The organism is Marinicella litoralis, from assembly GCF_002591915.1.
Taxonomy (GTDB): domain Bacteria; phylum Pseudomonadota; class Gammaproteobacteria; order Xanthomonadales; family Marinicellaceae; genus Marinicella; species Marinicella litoralis.
Map to the genome: position 1 here is coordinate 256,133 of NZ_NIHB01000002.1, position 18,978 is coordinate 275,110.

Genomic DNA, 18,978 nt, shown 5'->3' on the forward strand with positions numbered 1-18,978 from the left:
TGAGTTCGGAGGTCAAATCAGTACTTTTTTATGACTAAAACTTCGATCAATGTTCGGTTTGCAGTCCTTAAGCGATGCATGTCCTTGATTAGTTTCGCTCAGAGCTTAGATTTCAACCCTTAAGCGATGTGTGTTCTTGATTAGTTGTTAAAGCGCCAGCCCAGTATGACATAACGTGTTTTATGTTATACTAATTATGCTGCCAGGAAATCAGATTAGCATCCGTTTTTCTTCAACATTTGGGATGTATAAAACGGATATTCACAACATGTGAATATCCTCAAATTCCTTTTTGAGAATATTCTACTTTTGACGGTAGGTGTTTTTCGGGGGGATTACCATCCACTTATTTAGAATAGTTACTTAAAATTGCTAACCGCCAAACTTCTTCGAACTCTTCTTTTGTAATTTCATGTGGTTCAAACTCTTCTTGAGCAGCTATCTTTTCAACTTCAGGCATAGCACATTCAGATAATATAGAACCGTTTATTTCATGTTCATTAAACGCATAACCATAAGTGCCACCTCTATACTTTTCAACTTTTCTAACATCAAAATTATCATCTGCTATTTCATAATATAGCTCTACAGGCTCATTAATATCATTATGCTTCCACAATACTTTCAAATAATTCATCTAATTGCTCCCAGTTCTTAATATCCTTTTTGAAATATCTAATGCATTTTCATTAGGAAAAACAAACACACCATCTCTACCTTTCAATACATTAAAACCTGACACATCTATCTCAAGATAATTTTTGAATTTATCACCATGAAATGGTCTGCCTAAAAATGCTCGTGAAAGCTGAGCATTCGACTTTGAGCCTGGTGCTATATCAGAAAAATACTGTCCATTACCATACCTGGCATCTTTAGGGTTGTTAGCCTTTAATGAAGGATTAAGCTTACCAGAACTGACAATACCATCTAAACCTTTATCATCAGTATAATGATATAAACTTTGTATCGAATCACCACCTCTCTTACCCCATTTAACCTGAGGTACTACTGCAGCAATTGCAATAGCCCAACCTCCTAAACCACATCCACTTGAATAACATTCACTTACATCTTGAAATGGATTCATAAATCGCCCAATAGACTTTAGGTTATCCATTGAATCTTGTTCAGATCCAATATTTATCATGTTGCCCCATTTTCCTTGAGTATATCGATTACCATTAGAATCAGACAAGCCCAATCCTGGCCTATAAGCGAGATCTTTTCCATCGGGTTGACTTCTTACATCACTCCCATTCCACCCCTGTCCATTGTCACTAAAGCCTAATGCATAATTATTATTACTAAAACTCCCATTATTCACCCCAGCAGGAGAACCAACCGACTTCTGATTCTGCAAAAAGTTTTGATAATTACCTTGATTATGTGCATTATCTTTACGACTTCCTGAGAATATTTTACTAGCCACACCAGTAGTTACTTCTCTGACCTTATTTGCCATTTGCCTAAGTGCTTCATAATTATTCACAGCAGCTGCAGCAAATAAATTAGGTGTAGGTATATGTCCAGTAGGATCAGTATAACTCAACGGATTGTTATAAACATAGGCATATCGATTCAATGAATCAACTGCTGGTCCATCAGGAACAATGGTGTCAGCTTGTAACATCATGCCTAATTTAGGATCATACATCCTGGCATTGAAGTTAATTAAACTCAGTTCGCTAACATGATCCTGTCCGGTAAATCCTTTGTTACTTAATGAGACAGTGGCAAAATTTGCAAATGATGCAGGGTCCCAAATTGCACGGGTATTTCCAAATGCATCGTAACTAACATCTTCTCTCCAATCATTTAATTGTTTGGTATAAACCTGAATACTACCCAAGTGGTCTTTATGCATATAATCTACATCAATGATATCCGGGCCATGGTGTGTAACCATTGCATTACTGCCTAGATAGCGTTTTGATGAAACCTTACCAGCAATACCATCTGACCAATCAGATAATATTATTTCAGTGTTTCCAACATACCAAGTTAATGTTTCCTTGCCATTCTTTATGTCTCGACGTGTCAGTTTTTCATTTGAAGATCCATATGTGTAATCAACGGAGTAATTGCCATTACTCATGCTGGACGCTTTATTAAATGCTGTATAAGTTATGAGTCTACCATCTGAAACTTCTTGATTACCCACTGCATCATATTCATATGATTTTCCATCTGAGGTAGATTGAACACCATGAATGTGCTGAGGATCATAACTATATGTAATTGGTGTTTCTGTACCTCGTTTTAATATATCTCTTCGGCCACCCTCGTCATATGTGATGTCATAATCAGTAAAGTTGATTACCGACCCAAATACATCGGCATATTCAACTTCAGACTTGAGCAGACGGTTGACATTATCATAGTCAAAAACATCTTTGGTATATGTGTCAATATCTCTGGAATCCCATCGCGTTTTCATATTACCAACAGCATCATATTCAAAGGTCATGTACTGTAACTCTGACCCACCATCGGTTCTGCCAGACATCAGGAGCTCAAGACGACCAGATAAATCATATTCACGGTAGGTATATACACCATTACCAGCTACTTCCTTAGTAACGTGGCCAAAAGCATTCTTTGATAAAACTTTTTGATACTCTACACCTGTTCGTATTCCTTGTGTTATTTCTAAGTGTCCCTGATTATTGTATTGGTATAAAACGCCCTCCCCAGATGCATCGTAAGTCGCTTTAACACGACCATAAGCATCATAGTAAGATTGTTCATTTCTAATAAGCCCATGAGCCAGAAGTTCAGACGTTACCATTTCTGTTCGTCCAAAATCATCATAGAAGTACGTTTTCAAACTGGCTTGGCTGCTCTCAGTTAATACCTGGCCAAATGAACTTTGTTGCGGATCGTTTCCATAGGTAAACTCATGGTGATCTTCTAGTACACCATTGGAGCAATCATTGTTGCTTGTTGTATAGAACTAATCAAGGACAGGCACCCCAATCAACAAATTCTTACACGCTCTTCAGTAATTTGCCACAGATAATTACCCACCAATTGCTCAAAATATAGTTTTTAAACGGAGCTTTTGTATGACTATTGCCCGAAACCAACAGATTTGTGTTGAAGAAACGCCGTATTACCATATTGTCTCAAGATGTGTTCGACGCGCTTTTCTTTGCGGTGAAGACAAGGCTTCAGGAAAGTCGTTTGAACACCGACGTCAATGGCTGATTGATCGCATCAAACAAGTCACTTCTGTGTTCGCCATTGATGTGTGTTCTTACGCCATCATGAACAACCATTTCCACATCGTTTTGAAGATAAATTCAACCAAAGAATGGAACGCCACTCAGGTACTGATGACATGGTGCTCTTTGTACTCATTACCTGTGTTGTGTGATCGTTATCTAAAAGGTGAAATTGAGACTGAAGCTGAGCTCAGACGAGTTAAGGAATATGTGGCTGAATACCGCTCCAGACTTGCATCAGTATCTTGGTATATGAAATCAATCAATGAGTACGTTGCTCGCATGGCGAATGAAGAAGATAAATGTAGCGGTCACTTCTGGGAATCGAGGTTCAAGAGCCAAGCCCTGCTTGATGAGCGAGCTTTACTGACCTGCATGGCTTACGTTGATCTGAACCCGATTCGAGCTGCTATCGCGAAAGATTTGAAAGGTTCTGAATTCACTTCGATTAAGGAACGAATTGAGAGCACAAATACATGGTTATCCGGTTTTGGTAAAGGTGATAATGACCTGCCTTTTTATCTATCAAGTTATATTGATCTAGTTGATGAGACAGGTAGGTGTTTAAGGGACGACAAGCGTGGCTTTATTTCAGAGAAAACAGCCAAAACCATTGATGATGTTGGTATTGACCCAGACTCCTGGTTAGACGAATTAAAAGGCTTTAAATCAATTGGTTTCTCAGCCGTTGGAACAGCTGAGCAACTCAAAGAATATTCAATCAAAACCAAGAGAAAGTGGGCGCTAGGGATTAAACTAAAACCCGCTTTGGAATAGCACAAAAACCATCAAAATCTATCCAGCAGAACATGTCTGCAACCGTCCAGCTCAGCTCAAATCTACTAAAACCAACTCTAAACCACCCTAACCTCTGACTTAATCACTTTCCTGCTGAACAAATGGGTCAAGTCAGTTATTTTTTAATCAAAAACATCACTTAAAAATTAGTTTGTGCTTTCTAAGTAATGCATGTCCTTGATTAGTTCATGCATGTCCTTGATTAGTTCACCTTTGATTAGTTATCCTCCCAAAGCCCAATAGCAACAAAGGCATTGTAATCGTCATCCTCTGAATGACTCACTATGCTCATTTCATTATTATTCAATGTTACAGTTATACGCCCAGCTTCAATTTCTTCATTGATCCTTCCACAAAGCTCATTTAAGGATTTTGAGACTAATAAAACTCTACTGTCACCTCCCATCATGTCTGTAAGTATTATTTGCCCATCATTTCCGGTATCTGCTGAATCAAAGTCTAAAAAGTTATAAATACCATCTACAGATACAAATGGAATCCATTTTTTATTGTAAACATAAGGTTTAACACCTTCTACAATAGAAGATTCATTAACATATTGATTTAATTCTTCAAAGTTAAAAAACAAATCTTCAATTGTTTCCTTGTAATAGTCTAAATCCACAAGTGGAGATATGTAACATTCTGAGTTTTCCATTTTAAGCGAGGAGCAACAAATCCAAAAAAATTTAACTTCTTCAGAAATAATTAATCCTAATTCTTTTTCAAACCATGAAAACCTTTCATTATCAATATCTATTTGTGATATTTCTTTTTTAAATAATTTTTCTATTTGTTCCATATTTATTTCCAGTCTAAACACAAAGCTGCAGAAGGTATATCTGCACTTGGTAATGCTATTGATGTAAATCTACTTTTCTTAATTGGCCTCTCTTTTAGCCTACAAACTGAAACCAATGTTTTAAATAAACCTCCTTGTAACCTTTGCTCTCCTGCTGGGGCCAACCTAAGGGAAACTTGTCCAGGCAAATTACTTGGGGCACCTTGTCTTGTTTGAAAATATGGGTACTCATCACACCATTGTGTCATTGAAGAACCTCCACAAACCTGCCCTACTTTCTTATACCTATCTAAATGTTTCCTAGTATTGGTTTTTTTCTGGTAGTTCAAGAGAAATGATGCAGGTCTTAGTTGTGTACCAGAACCACGGCCTAGTTGGGCATCAGCTATGTGCTCTGCAGTTACTGGAGAATCAGCCCCACCAGTGACAAGCACTGCGCCTCCTAACTTACATTTTTTTGGATGTTGAATACATTGTTTTACCAACCTTTTAGCCTGAGCATAACTTTTTTTAGTAAAAGTGTAAGCCTTTTTAATATATTTTCTAGGTGAAATTGGACGGGCCCATCTGGCAACAATGGCTCTTAAATTACCCATTAAACTACTCAATGTCACATACCCACTAGGATCCACATTATTAATCGGATCAGCATGCGTATACAAATACTTGTGCAAGGACTTAGGTTCAAACTGCATCCCCGGGAACGTATCCATATTCTGGAACCGCCCAATACCCGGATTATAATACCTCGCCCTCAAATAATAAAACCCAACATTATTGTCATACTGCTCGCCGGTAAACAGGTAGTTGTTTTCAATGGCACCATACTGATAATCCAATTCACCAAAAGCCTGATAACCATAGGAATTTTGTACAGCTCCATTAACATCAGTTAGGATTCGGGTACTGCCCAAACCATCATAACCAAAGGTGTACACACCCTGGGCATTGGTCTGGCTGATCAAGTCATCTCCATAGGTATAAACCACTTGTGGCATAAACAAGTCATCTTGTTCTTCCAGCACTTGGTGGTAACTTCTGTTGGGGTCGACCAAATAGTTAATGGTTTGACCGTTTACAGTCTGGCTTTGGCGTATGCCACCGGCATCATAGCTGTAACTGATGCTCGAGGTGCTGGTATCAGCGGTGAGCATGCGGTTGTCTTTGGAGTAGCTGTAAGTGGTATCAATGACTGTATCGACTGTCTTGGTTAATGTATTGCCATTGTCGTCATAATCATAGCGGGTAACGATTGAGTTTTTCGTCTCTGTCAACAGATGATCATTATAGTTGTAGGTATACAGCGTGATGGTCCCATCTATTTCCTGCTGTAAACGGTTGCCTACCGCATCATAAGCCCATTGGGAAAAATGATCGCCGTTGATAGGATCGGTTACAGTTTCGCTCAACAAGCGGTACAAGTCATCGTAGTCATATTCAACATAACGACCAGTACCTTCGGTCAAACTCAAACGGTTGCCATTGGGTCCCAATTCATATGAATAACTGGCAAGAATGGTGTTCAATGCATCGGTGTGTACCAAGTCAGTCAAACGGTTCAAGTCATCATAGGTATAGGTCGCCACTGTGCCATTGGCATTGGTTTGGGTTTCTCGGTTACCCACCGCATCATAGGTGTAGGTCGTGGTTCCTGTGGCATCGGTCACGGTTTTCAAGCGGTTAAGCTGATCAAAGGTGTAATCTACAGTCTGATTGGGGGTTTTTACTTGGGTGCGATTGCCATTCAGATCATATTGATACTCGATGTAATTACCGGTTGGGTAATCAATGCGCGTCAAGCGATCTTGGGCGTCGTAGCTGTAACCGGTTGTACCATTTATCTCGGTCACAGTTTCCATTTGACCTGTTATGGTGTAAGTGTTCACTACGGTACTTAGATCGGCATAGGTGGTCAAAACCAATTGATTCAAATCGTTGTACTCATAGGTGGTCAAGTCACCATTGAAATCAGTTTTACTGACCCTGTTACCTACTGCATCATAGCCATAGGATTCGGTTTCACCCATGGGCAATGTTCTGGAAGTGACCCGATTGAGTGCATCATAAGTCCACACTGTGGTGTGGTTATTGGCATCGGTTTGGGTCAACTTGTTACCGCGTTGATCATAGGTATACTCAGTGCGTTGGTTCAAAGCATCGATGACTGCCACCAGGTTACCTGCTGCATCGTATTCGTACTGTGTCGATAAACCTGCCAAATCCGTTGCTGACTCTTTGCGGCTCAATTGGTCATAAGTGGTGGTGGTAAAGCTGCCATTATGAAAATTGGTGCGCTCAAGATTACCCAAGGCGTTGTATTCAAAGATTGTTACCCTACCCAGCGCATAGGTGCTTTGCGTGCGTCTGCCTAAGGCATCATAAACCGATGAGGTTTCATTACCTAAAGCATCAATGGTCTTGGTACGCCTGCCTGCATCATCATACTCATAAGTGGTGGTGTTACCATTGGCGTCAGAAACCGCCACCAAGCGCCCTGCACCATCGTAAGAGTTCACAGTCATTGGGTTGTCTGTGTCGTCGCTTGGCGTGTCATCTGGATAGATCACCGCCTCAACACGATTCAGTTCATCGTAGATGGTTTTGGTGATTCGCCCTGCTCGATCGGTAGACTCGATGACGTTATTCTCTTCGTCATAAACCATGGTTTCGGTTGAGCCATCTGGATAGCGGGTGAGCACTTGATTACCGCGGTCATCGTATTCCATTTCAGTGCGGCGACCTAATGTATCAATGCTGGCTGAAACTTTGTTCAATGCGTTGTATTCAGTGCGGGTGATGTTACCTAAGGCGTCTGTTACTGTAACCACATCACCATTGGCATTGTATTGGTAAGTGGTGGTGTATTCAGTCACAGTCACTCCCAACTCATCGCTAATGATTTGGGTTTCAGTCAGTGGCCTGGCTTCATCATCATATTCAGTTTCAGTTCGCAGTCCATTGAGGTCTGTACTCCCGCCTGTCAAACCGTCATTGGTACCACCACTGATGGGACTGATGTCATAACGGTTACCTGCCGCATCAGTAAACCCAGTATTAACTGAGATACTTTCCTCTGTACTGGCATTGATTCCTGATAGCCAGTGGAATTGTGTGATTCTACCCAAAGCATCTGTTACCTGTTTAAGTTGAGCATAACCATGCTGTGGATCTTCAGGTCTTTGTGGGTCGTAATCTGGATTGTATTCATTGGTGATTACAGGCTGTCCCAATGCATCCACCTGAGTTAATAACTCGGCTTTTCGATTGTATGTCGAGGTGGTGACATGTCCAAGAGGATCGGTTTCAGTTAACTGATTACCTTGTGCATCATAAGTCCACTCGGTTCGATGACCCAAGTGGTTAGTCCGTGATTCCTCTAATCGCAAATAATTGTATTCATAATTGGTGGTTTCTCCCAACGCATTGGTTTGGGCAATGATGTTACCGGCATTATCAAATGCATTAACCATGCTGTTACCCCGACGGTCTGTGATGGTCGATGTTCTGGCTATCAAGTTATTATCGTATTCGATGCGATTGCCATCGGCATCAATGTGCGCCACCAATCTGCCACCTGAGTCATATTCATTGCGCGCCACCCTGATACCTCGAGGGTCAATGATGTCTTCCAGGTAGTGATCTTGAATATAGGTAAAGGTGGTGGTGTTTCCATTCAAATCAGTGAATGAAACCAAATCGCCTGCGGCATCATAGCCATAATCGACTCCCTCACCATTTGCTTTTTCAATGCGGGTGATGCGCCCTTGGGCATCACGAATGAACTCAACAGACAATCCTCCGGAATGTTCAATGCCATTTTCAGTGAATCTGAGTTCATGACCCGAAGTGGTTTTAATTTTTCTAACATTGAAGCCTTGATCCAATGAATACTCGGTACCATCGAGCATGGTTAAGGTGTACTGGTTCGGATCAACCGGCACAAATGAAGTCAACTCTTCTAAATTTCCATTGATAATCTTTAAGTTATTTTGACCTAAGTTTGATGTAATGGTTGAGGTGGTATCTCCCTGAGGGATGAACTCAATGCCAAAATAGTCAGGAGTGATGATGTTTTGGCAATTTGACAACAGTTCAGATGCCGGATTGAGTGTTTTGGCCTTAACCTTAAATTTCTCAACCTGACCATCAGGTAGCAGCACTGACACCAAAGCTTCACTGGCCGGTTTAACACAATACCTGGGTAACCTAACCGGCCCAATGCTGTAAAATCCAGTTTCCATGTACCAGGCCAAGCCAGGAATCCGGCTTTCTTGAACCCTGACCGATTCAAAGCCAATTGACCAACCTTTACCAAAAGCCCGATCTCGATTGCGGTCTCGTGTGTCATAACCCCGGGTGATGGTCACTGGAATTCCCGCAACTGGGATGTTCATGTCTTCAAATGCAATGGAAAAATGACCCAGTTTCAAATCACCCTCCAAAAACACACTGTGCACAACACTGGATCTTTGGCCACTTAAATCCGTGGCTTCAATTAATAACACATAAATACCATTTCTGAGCAATGACGTATCCCAATTTGCCACCACTGCATCATCAACTGTATCAGTCCCTTCCGCCAACGTCACTCGGCCAGAAAAATCATCTTCCGCATTGCGGTATGACAGTTTCCATGAAGCCAAATTATCATCTTGAACACTGACCACAACATCATTAAATCCAGTGATGATCGCTCCATCTTCAGGGCTGAGGATATCGACTTCTGGGAATGCTGAGGCTGTAGAAGAAGTGACCGTATACGTAGACAGTTCAGTCACTGTTTCATATGTATCTGATACTTCTGCGACCACATCATGCGAACCCACACCATCAGCTGTAAAAGCGGTTTCATTGTTTTCATCTAATACAAGCAATTGTCCATCAACAGTTAAATTGATTGATACCGGGTCAACTGCATTAGTAACGATAACTTGAACAGTTACCTCATCGCCTTCAACAATATATTCAGGAGTAATGGTGACTGTGGCTGTTAAGGGTACATTTTGGTCTAATACCAATACATTCCATGCTTGGTTGATGTAATACTGATTGTCAGAAACCCTGACAATGACATCTTCTGACCCAATGACTGAAGGCACCCAAGTCAATAAGCCATTGGCATCAACTGACATGCCAGCTGGACCACTGATTAACTCATAATCTAATTCGTCACCGTCACTGTCAGAAGCCATGATTTGGTAAGAATAACTAAGTCCTACTTTGGCAATATAACCAGGCACACTGGTTAAATTTGGTGGGTTGTTAATTCCTGTCCCTTGAACTGAAATGGTGAAGGATTGGGTGGCAAAACCACCTCTTAAATCATCCACATAAACGACCACATCAAATACACCCACTTGATTGGTGGTTGGCAGCCAAGATATTTCACCACTTTCAGAATTTATTTGCATGCCAGCTGGCCCAACAAACAAAGTGTATTGCAGCACATCTAAATCAGCATCAACTGCTATCACATCATAACTATACAATGAATTCACCGTTGCATTTAATGAGGGCGTTGAGGTGATTTCTGGCGCAACATTGTCTGCCACAATGGTAGTGACTTGAATTGACCATGCTTGCTCAATAAATCCAAATCCATCGGACACCCTCAATACAACTGAATAAGTCCCTTCACTGACTGGTGTCCAAGTAACCAGACCATTTTGCGCTAAGGTCATCCCTACCGGTGCTTCAGTTAAACTGAATATAAGTACATCACCATCTGCATCTCTCGCGCTGACAAGGTATTCATAAGGGGAATTGGTGAAAGCGTTGAAAGGGGGTTGACTGTTTATGGTGGGATACTCATTGGATGGTGGCGTACCTACTTCAATCACTTGCAGGGTGTATGTTTGCTGAACTGATGCGCCCAATATATCAGCCACATCAATCACAATCTCATGGTCTCCCACTTGTGATGATTCTGGAATCCAATTAACTTTTCCAGTCATTGGGTGAATTTGCATACCCGCTGGTGATTGAAGTAAGGCATATTCCAATGGATTGTTGTTGGGATCATTCGCCACAACTTGATAGTCGTACTCAACATCCACATAAGCCAAACCATTGGCAGAAGATGAAATATAAGGAGGAAGGTTGTTTGTATTTTCTTCAACAAGTATATTCAGCTGAATGACATCACTTAAACCTTGTAGGTCCTTAGCTTCAATTTGAATACTGTGCTGGCCGAGTTGCGAAGGTGATGGCACCCAATAAAGCACACCACTAAAAGGATCAAGCCGCACACCATCTGGACCATTAATCAGACGCATTGAGATGTCATCACCTGTGTCAGGATCTTCTACCTCGATAACTTGACGAAAAATTGTTGATGCTTTGGCATTTGTAAGAGTTGAAGTAAGAAAACTCGGTGCTTCATTGATATTTTCAACCAAAACTGTGAATCTTTGCTGGCCTACTAAGTTTTGAGCATCAATGGCCTGTACCTCAAATAAGGCCGTGGTTAAGCTGTTGTTGTTTTCTATGCATTCACTTACATTTTCTGCCACATCTATTTGAGCATATAAATTTGTAGTGATCAGTGTTGGATCAACTGCAATTGAAAATGTCAGTGATGCGCCAGCTGACAGCGCTGGTATGACTCTATTGTCTAGAACTTGACCACCCAAATTAAAGTCACCATTACTGATGACCAGATCAGTTTCTGATGAACTTCCTAACCCCCTGTTTGTAACTTCAACCCATACCTCTGCAATTGTATCTGTTTCAACTAATTTAAGGTCCAACACTGCCAAATCAGCTGTGCCTAAAGGGTGACCATTCAAAAATGTATTGGATCGGTATGTATTGTGAGTCAACCAACTTTTTTCAGGATTGGCCGGTACGGTTAAATCATCATTGATGTTATTAATGCTATATGCATATTGATTCCAAATGTTTCGCGTATCTACCCAAGAATCATAGCGGTCTTCAATGACTTTAATACCTGTATTGCCCGAAACAACTATTTCAGCATGTCCATCATTGTCAATATCAACCACAATGGGTGCTTCTGACGATGTGACTGAGTTGTTGGGTGTAATGTATCTGACATCACCTGTAGAGCCATCAAAAACACGCAAGAATTGTTCGTCGTGATAAACCGCCTCTAATTGTCCATCACCTTCAAAATCGAAAGCCACTGCACCCGTGGTGTGTGAACCTTCGACCACAGGATGGGCCCACAACTCAGCGCCAGAAGTGGCGTCAAATGCCCTGAAATGGAATCCAACCAGCCCCATCAGATCAGGGTCGCCATCACCATCGGCATCACCTATGGCCAATGGGGTGGCATTGTAACTGTTGTAATAATTTCTCCAAATCAAAGTACCATCATTATCAATCACTTGCACGCTTTTGTGAGTGCCACTGGTATACGCCAATTCTGGAAACTCATCACCGTCAATGTTTACAGCTGAGAATGAACGGGCGTAATCGCCATCAGGTAATTTCCACAATTCATTGCCTAAATAATCGAAAACCGTGTCGTAAATCAAGACTTCTTTAATTCCATCTGAATCTAAATCTATGGCATCCGCAAAACTGGCATTCCAAACCCGGCCAGTATGTTCGAATCGCAATGAACCATTATTTTCCAGCACCGCACTGGCTGCTAAAATTTCTGGAATCCCGTCGCCTTCAATGTCTACTATGGTAGCTGCTCCTTGGTTGTAACAGGAATTGGCACGTGGAAAATCAGAACTCCATTCAATGGCACCCTCATGGTCGAATACCACCGTTCCTCCGTTGTCTCTCATTGCAACGATTTCAATGGATCCATCGGCATCAATATCGGCTGCAGCCAAACTTGAACCTGACCCCACTGCCTGAATTGATAACGAGGTGTCCCACAGTAACTCACCGCTTATTCCATCTAAAGCAATGATATATGAAGGCCGACAATCACCTCTCCAAGCCACAGCCAAGACCACTTTATCGTCATTGATATCCATAACTCCATCACCATTGGTATCTTGCAATGGAACCACAATGGGCTGGCTTAAGGCAGGGATGGTGTTTTGCCATTTCACAACTGGATCAAAACCACCCAATTCAGGACCAGAAAATCGACAAAACTGGTTAGTCGTTGTGATTGACTTGGCAGGTATAGTGTCCATCAATGCCGTAAAAACACCTGTTGATTGTTCTAAATCATAGCCAGCTGGTGAATTAAGAACATTGAAACCGACGATGTCATTATCGACATCAACTGCATCGATGTCATAACTGAAACTGCTGTACTCAGCAACTGATGCACTCGGTGCAGAAACAATAACTGGGGCTTCAAATCCAATCACTGTAAGGACGTATGTTTGAATTGCTTCACCACCGCGCCCATCTGTAACCCTTACTGTCACATCATGAATACCCGCATCATTGATGTTCGTAACCCATGTAATTACGCCCGATGATGGGTGAATACTCATTTCAAATGGAGAATCTAGCAAACCATAGACCAGACTGTCTCCATCAGGATCATTTGCTGTAACCAAGTATTCATATGTTTCCAGTACTTTAATTGATTCAATGGGTGAAGAAGTAATTTGTGGTGGCTCATTTGGAATTGGCGGTAACACATTTATGGTAAAAGTTTGTGTGCTTACCGCTCCAAAAATATCACTGACATTCAATGTCATTTGATGTGTACCTTGTTGACTGGCGTCAGGAATCCAAAATAAATGGCCGCTAACATCATCAATAGTTAAGCCATAGGGACCATCACTTATGGAATACAACAAGGCATCTCCTAAGTCATTATCGATGGCTAAAAATTGAAAATTGTACGGCTCATTGGCTGTGGCCTCATCCATTTCAGCGGTCAAAATAATTGGTTCACTGTTGGTATCAACTACATTCACTAAAAACCGTTGGGTGTCATATAAATTTCTACTGTCCGTCGCTCTGACTTGGATTAACTCTGCTGCAGCCAGGTTATTATTTTCGATACATTCATTGAGTTCATTGGAAGCATCAACCACAGCATAAATATTTGCAGAAATTTGTGATCGGTTTAATCCAGTTAAAGTTAATCGCGATGTTTGGTTGGCACTTAACACAGGGACAAGTACTTCGCCCAACAATTGACCACCAACTTCAGGATCAGAGTTATAGAACTTCACTGTGGTTTCGGCTGGCGTTGGTGACAATCCTCTGTTTATAACCAACACACTGACTGAAGAAAATTCTGCATCAATCAACTCAAGCTCAGACACTGCCAAATCCGGAATACCAAGTGGGCTTCTGTCAGGAAAATTATTTAATCTATATGTGTTGTGTGTTTGCCAACTATTTATGGGATCAGCAGGAACAGTCCCATCATCATTGATGTTATCAATGTGATATGAAAATTGATTCCAAATACTCCTCGTATCTACCCAAGGGTTAATGCCAGAAAGCATTTTTACTCCGGATGTACCACCATTTTCAACAACCAATATGTCTGCAGCACCATCCAAATTAACATCAGCAATCACTGGAAATTCAAGAGATGTGTGGCTGCGATTAGGCGTTTCATACAATACACTGCCTTGTAAAGCATCATAAATTCGAAAATACCTTTCATCTGCATATGTGATTTCAACACGACCATCGCCATTAAAATCGAACATAGACGAGCCTGTCATGCTTGATGAAGCATCTTGAATGGGTTGTGTCCAAAGGATGTTTCCATCGCCATCAAATAAATGGAATCGCTTGGCTCCCGCCACACCAATTACAGTTTGACCATTAACCTGACCAACTGTTGGTGCACCACCAAAACCACCACCAATTAATTGGGATTCCCAAAGTTCAGTACCTAAAGAATCATAAGCCCTTAAATAACCTTCAAACACACTGAGTATTTCTGCATGTCCTTCATTATTGATGTCTGCAATGGCGGAAAAGATTCTGCTTTGACTGACTATATCAACTGGCTGAGTCCATAATTCAGTACCATCTGGGGCATAAACTGTACCACCCATAACAACCTCATTGATACCATCATTTTCTAAGTCCGTAACAAGTGGCGCACTGATTACACTCAAAACATCATGAGTCCAAAGCGTATTGCCTTGATTGTCAAGCACACTACCAGCTATTAAGATTTCAGGACTTCCGTCTTTATCAATATCTGAAATTGTTGGAGGATAGGACCAACCTCGAGCGAACGGAATGGCATTAATTGGGGCCCTGAATTTTTCAGTTCCATCATGCTCCAATACAATGATGTGAACTCGGTCAGTACTGGTTCCAACAATTTCAACAATCCCATCACCATCCAGGTCCGCAGCAGCCAATGGGCCAGATGGATAAAGCTTGCTTACAGAATTGATGAAGACTGTTTCGAGGGTATCTGCTCTAACGGCTACAACTTTGTTGGCACTGTAACTATTTTGGTAAGCATTAAAAACAACAACAGGGGTGTCTTCTACATCAATATTTCCATCTCCATTACTGTCAATGGCTCTGATGACCAGTGGTGGTATATCTACATCATTATATATATCACCATTTAATGGCCACAATACTGTCTCAGTGACTTCAAAATTTTGTTGCAACTGAACACCACTGCGACAATAAAAATTTTGTTTAATATTACCTTGAACCGGAACATCAAAAGCAGAAATATTTAATACGCCTGAAACGGTGTCTATAGTAGAGTTGTTTGGTGATTGGTCAATAGAATAAATGATTGTGTCATTGTTCTGGTCAACACCATTTACATCGTAAACATAGCTGGTTTGTTCATCAACAATGGTTCCGGGTTCGGAAACGATTTCAGGAGGAAGGTTGTTCTCAACAACATGGATGTCAACAGTAACAATTAATGAGTCAAGCAATCCATCACTGGAGTGATATGTAAAACCATCAAAGCCGTAAAAGTCAGTAGTTGGTGTATAAATATAATTTGCACCCGAACCCGTTAAAGTACCATTTAATGGCGAAGTATCAATCACATAATTTAATAAATCTCCATCGACGTCTGTGCCTGATAAAATTATGTTGATTGATTCATTTTGCTGGGTCTGAATATTTAAACTATCGGCAATGGGTTCATCATTGACCGGATTTACTGTTATATAGACTGATGATACAGCTGAAACCAGTTGACCATCACTGACCTGGTATGTGAACACATCTGACCCATTGAAGTTCACTTCCGGCGTATAAATCAAATCAGGAATTGTGCCAGTCAACGATCCGTGAGTCGGCTGTGAAACCAATTGATAGCTGATTTCATTGTTATCAATATCTGAGCCTAGCAGGATTAATTCACCCGCAACGTCTTCATCAGTCACAAAATCTACCTGAGTTGCAATTGGTGCATCATTGACCGCAATTACATTGATATTAACTGTGGCAGGATTTGAAGTTTCTAAACCATCATTAACTGTAAAAGTGATTGAATCCGTACCAAAGAAATTTGCATTTGGAATATAAGTTAAATTGGGTAGAGTTCCAGTAATTTCACCATGAACTGGCAATGTTTCCAGGTTGAACATCAATTCATCACCATCTGGGTCTTCACCATTCAAGACAATGTTTGTACTCTGGTCTTCGTTGAGCTGAATGTTTTGTTCAATTGCTGTTGGAGGTTGATTAATTGACACCACCTCAATTTCCACAATGGATGTATTTGAATCTACAAATCCATCGTTAACTTTGAATTCAAATGAATCGCTACCTGCGAAACCATGGTGAGGGGTATAAAGATAATCAGGTCCAATTCCTGTTAGTGTTCCATGAATGGTTGGACTGGTAATGATGAATTCCAAACCATCAAGATCACCATCAGTTACTGCCAATAAATATTGTTGACCATTAATTACTTCATTACGATCACTGAGAACAAACTGAACCGCTTCATTTTGCAGCGTGCTAAAAGAGTTATCCAATGTATATGGCGCATAATTACCGCAAGCCACACCACCTCGATAAATGAAACTGATGTTACTTTGACCATTGAGTTTATAAGCCGTCAGTTCAATTTGTGCGAAATCACTGACCGCATAATCCAAATGACTGCCTGATCCCCTGATTTCTGACCAAAGTGGAACCGTAATCACCTGTCCGATGAGGTCATCGAGTGCATCTCTTACATGTCTGGCATTGTTTTTCCCAGGCGCACCTTGTATCCAATCACCTACATTAACTTGGTGGTCAGCTGAATTATCAGGATTCACATAATTATGCGAATCTCCTGGCATAACAAAACTTTGTGCCAGTGTATTGGTGTCATTGCACCCTTCCCAAGTTAACAGTGAATAATTTCCATTACCTACAGAGGTCGAATAATTATTAACTTGATCACCCACTTGTAAGTTTTGCACCTGAATGTCTTCAAGTACATAAGGATATAGTTCACATTGAGTTTGTCCGACATTGAAACTAATCGCAGCAACTTCCGAGTCTAGCTCACCATCATTGGCAACAAATAACAAATGATCAACACCAATAAAACCATTAAACGGTACATATTCAAATTCAGGGGCTGTTCCATTGAGCGTGCCAAAGCGTGGGCCCTCAATAACTCGAAATGACAAGTTGTCTCCATTGACATCACTGGCCGTTAATGTAAAAGAAATGTTTTCATCCTGGGCCAAATCAAAAGATTGGTCATCAGCCAATGGCATCTGATTATTTTGACTGCTTGCTCCATCAAATGGTACGTGATTAATTTGCATCATTCCATCCCAAGACTGTGCAAACAACTGACCTTTAATTACCCCTTGTGGATTGCTAATGATTGCATGTGGAGCCAACACCGTGCCTTCAACTCCAATACCCGAAAACGTCAGTGTGTTGGCTTCATAAAAATTATAAATAACACGTTCCCGGTGGTTTTCCAAACTCGCCATACTCATGTTAGTTAAACCTGAACTGACGCCTGAAACATTGAACACAACATAAGCATAATCTGGAATACAATCTACCTGAAATGTATGAGATTCAAGAACTGTTGCTCCATCTAAATTAAAAACTTGGATGGCACTGCTACAATCACCAGATAAAGTCAATCCACCCCATTGGTAGTCAAAAGAAGTATTTACCGACATTTGAGCCAATGACTGACTTAACCCAACCAACTCATTATAAGTTGCTGCAAAATCAATCGGCAACGCACTGCTTCCTTCAACCCTCGAGCCTGGCTCCATACCATTTGTCACAGCAGAACCAACACCCAAGATGCTTCCCGCTGCCAAAATGTTGCCATAATAAACACGACCACTTGGAAAAGTAACATCTCCACCACTGAGCAAAACATCGTGTATTTCGTTTGGATCTAATTTATCACCTACTGAATAGTTATTGATGTTGATATTGCCTTGAACAGCCAATCTACCTTCTACATCGGATGAATTGGCTGAAAAGTCACCAAAAATAATGGCATTGTAATCAGCTGCCGATCCCAAACTGATGTCTGATACCGCCTTAAAGGAAGTAGAAACCAATAGTGACATCAAAAGCGTTTTTAGGTATATGTTTTTCACAGTAAGTGCTCCCTACGAAATGTAAAGTATTTACTTTTTAATGGAGTTATCGAATAAATAATTTATTTTTAAATCCTTTTAATAAAAGCCAACCTGTTAACAGGTTTTATACAAATTAATTTTATGATTTTTCTTTAAAAAATGAGTCAAACAAAAGAATGGTACTTTTGTGATTTCAATGAGGAAATTAAACTGATTGTGATTCTTGCGCACAAATACATTTTGTTTATGATTAAACAAAAAATTAGTTTTGATTGAATTTGCAAAAACAAGAAAACTTGGAGAAGTGAATGATTTCGTCCATGATTCCAACAATGCGTGTAATGTTATTTCCATTTTAAAGCCCTTTATACTTTTTAAACACCAACGAATATCCAGAAACATTCATCAGTAATTACACACACGAATCCATTATATTTAATTTTTTTTAATATGCCATAAGTAATGGTAATTATTTTAAAAAAAGCGAATAAATAATACTTTTAAGTCTGAATGGTTTGGCTTAAATCGTGGATAATGATTGAAAAGTTAAACATGACTTGTAGAAAATGTAAGGGAAAAACGATGTAGATATGTCGAACCTCACTTTGTAATGGGTTCTATTCAAAGCCACGCATTCCACCAATAAAAAAGGCCACCTTGAAAAAAGGCGGCCATATTTAACCTGTCATTATTA

At 40.5% G+C, this 18,978-nt stretch carries 5 protein-coding genes; 1 reads left to right on the forward strand and 4 read right to left on the reverse strand.

Annotated elements, in window-relative coordinates; all coding sequences use genetic code 11:
* Positions 1-346: 346 nt before the first annotated feature.
* A complete protein-coding gene (locus CCS90_RS07630) occupies positions 347-637 on the reverse strand; it encodes a DUF6881 domain-containing protein (RefSeq protein ID WP_099018960.1) in 291 nt (96 codons plus the stop codon).
* Complete coding sequence (locus tag CCS90_RS07635) at positions 638-2,830, reverse strand: HYD1 signature containing ADP-ribosyltransferase family protein (protein WP_143751552.1); 2,193 nt, start codon at positions 2,828-2,830, stop codon at positions 638-640.
* Positions 2,831-3,068: 238 nt separating this feature from the next.
* Here CCS90_RS07635 and CCS90_RS07640 point away from each other — a divergent pair, with 238 nt between their 5' ends.
* Entirely contained in the window at positions 3,069-4,004 is a 936-nt protein-coding gene (locus tag CCS90_RS07640) for a transposase (RefSeq protein WP_099018962.1), read from the forward strand.
* A gap of 238 nt (positions 4,005-4,242) precedes the next feature.
* Here the strand turns inward: CCS90_RS07640 and CCS90_RS07645 are convergent, their stop codons facing one another.
* Together CCS90_RS07645 and CCS90_RS07650 are read right to left on the reverse strand one after the other, a co-directional pair.
* A complete protein-coding gene (locus CCS90_RS07645; protein WP_099018963.1) occupies positions 4,243-4,827 on the reverse strand; it encodes an SMI1/KNR4 family protein in 585 nt (194 codons plus the stop codon).
* A gap of 2 nt (positions 4,828-4,829) precedes the next feature.
* Complete coding sequence (locus CCS90_RS07650) at positions 4,830-18,302, reverse strand: Ig-like domain-containing protein (protein WP_133566443.1); 13,473 nt, start codon at positions 18,300-18,302, stop codon at positions 4,830-4,832.
* Between the last annotated feature and the right edge of the window lie 676 nt (positions 18,303-18,978).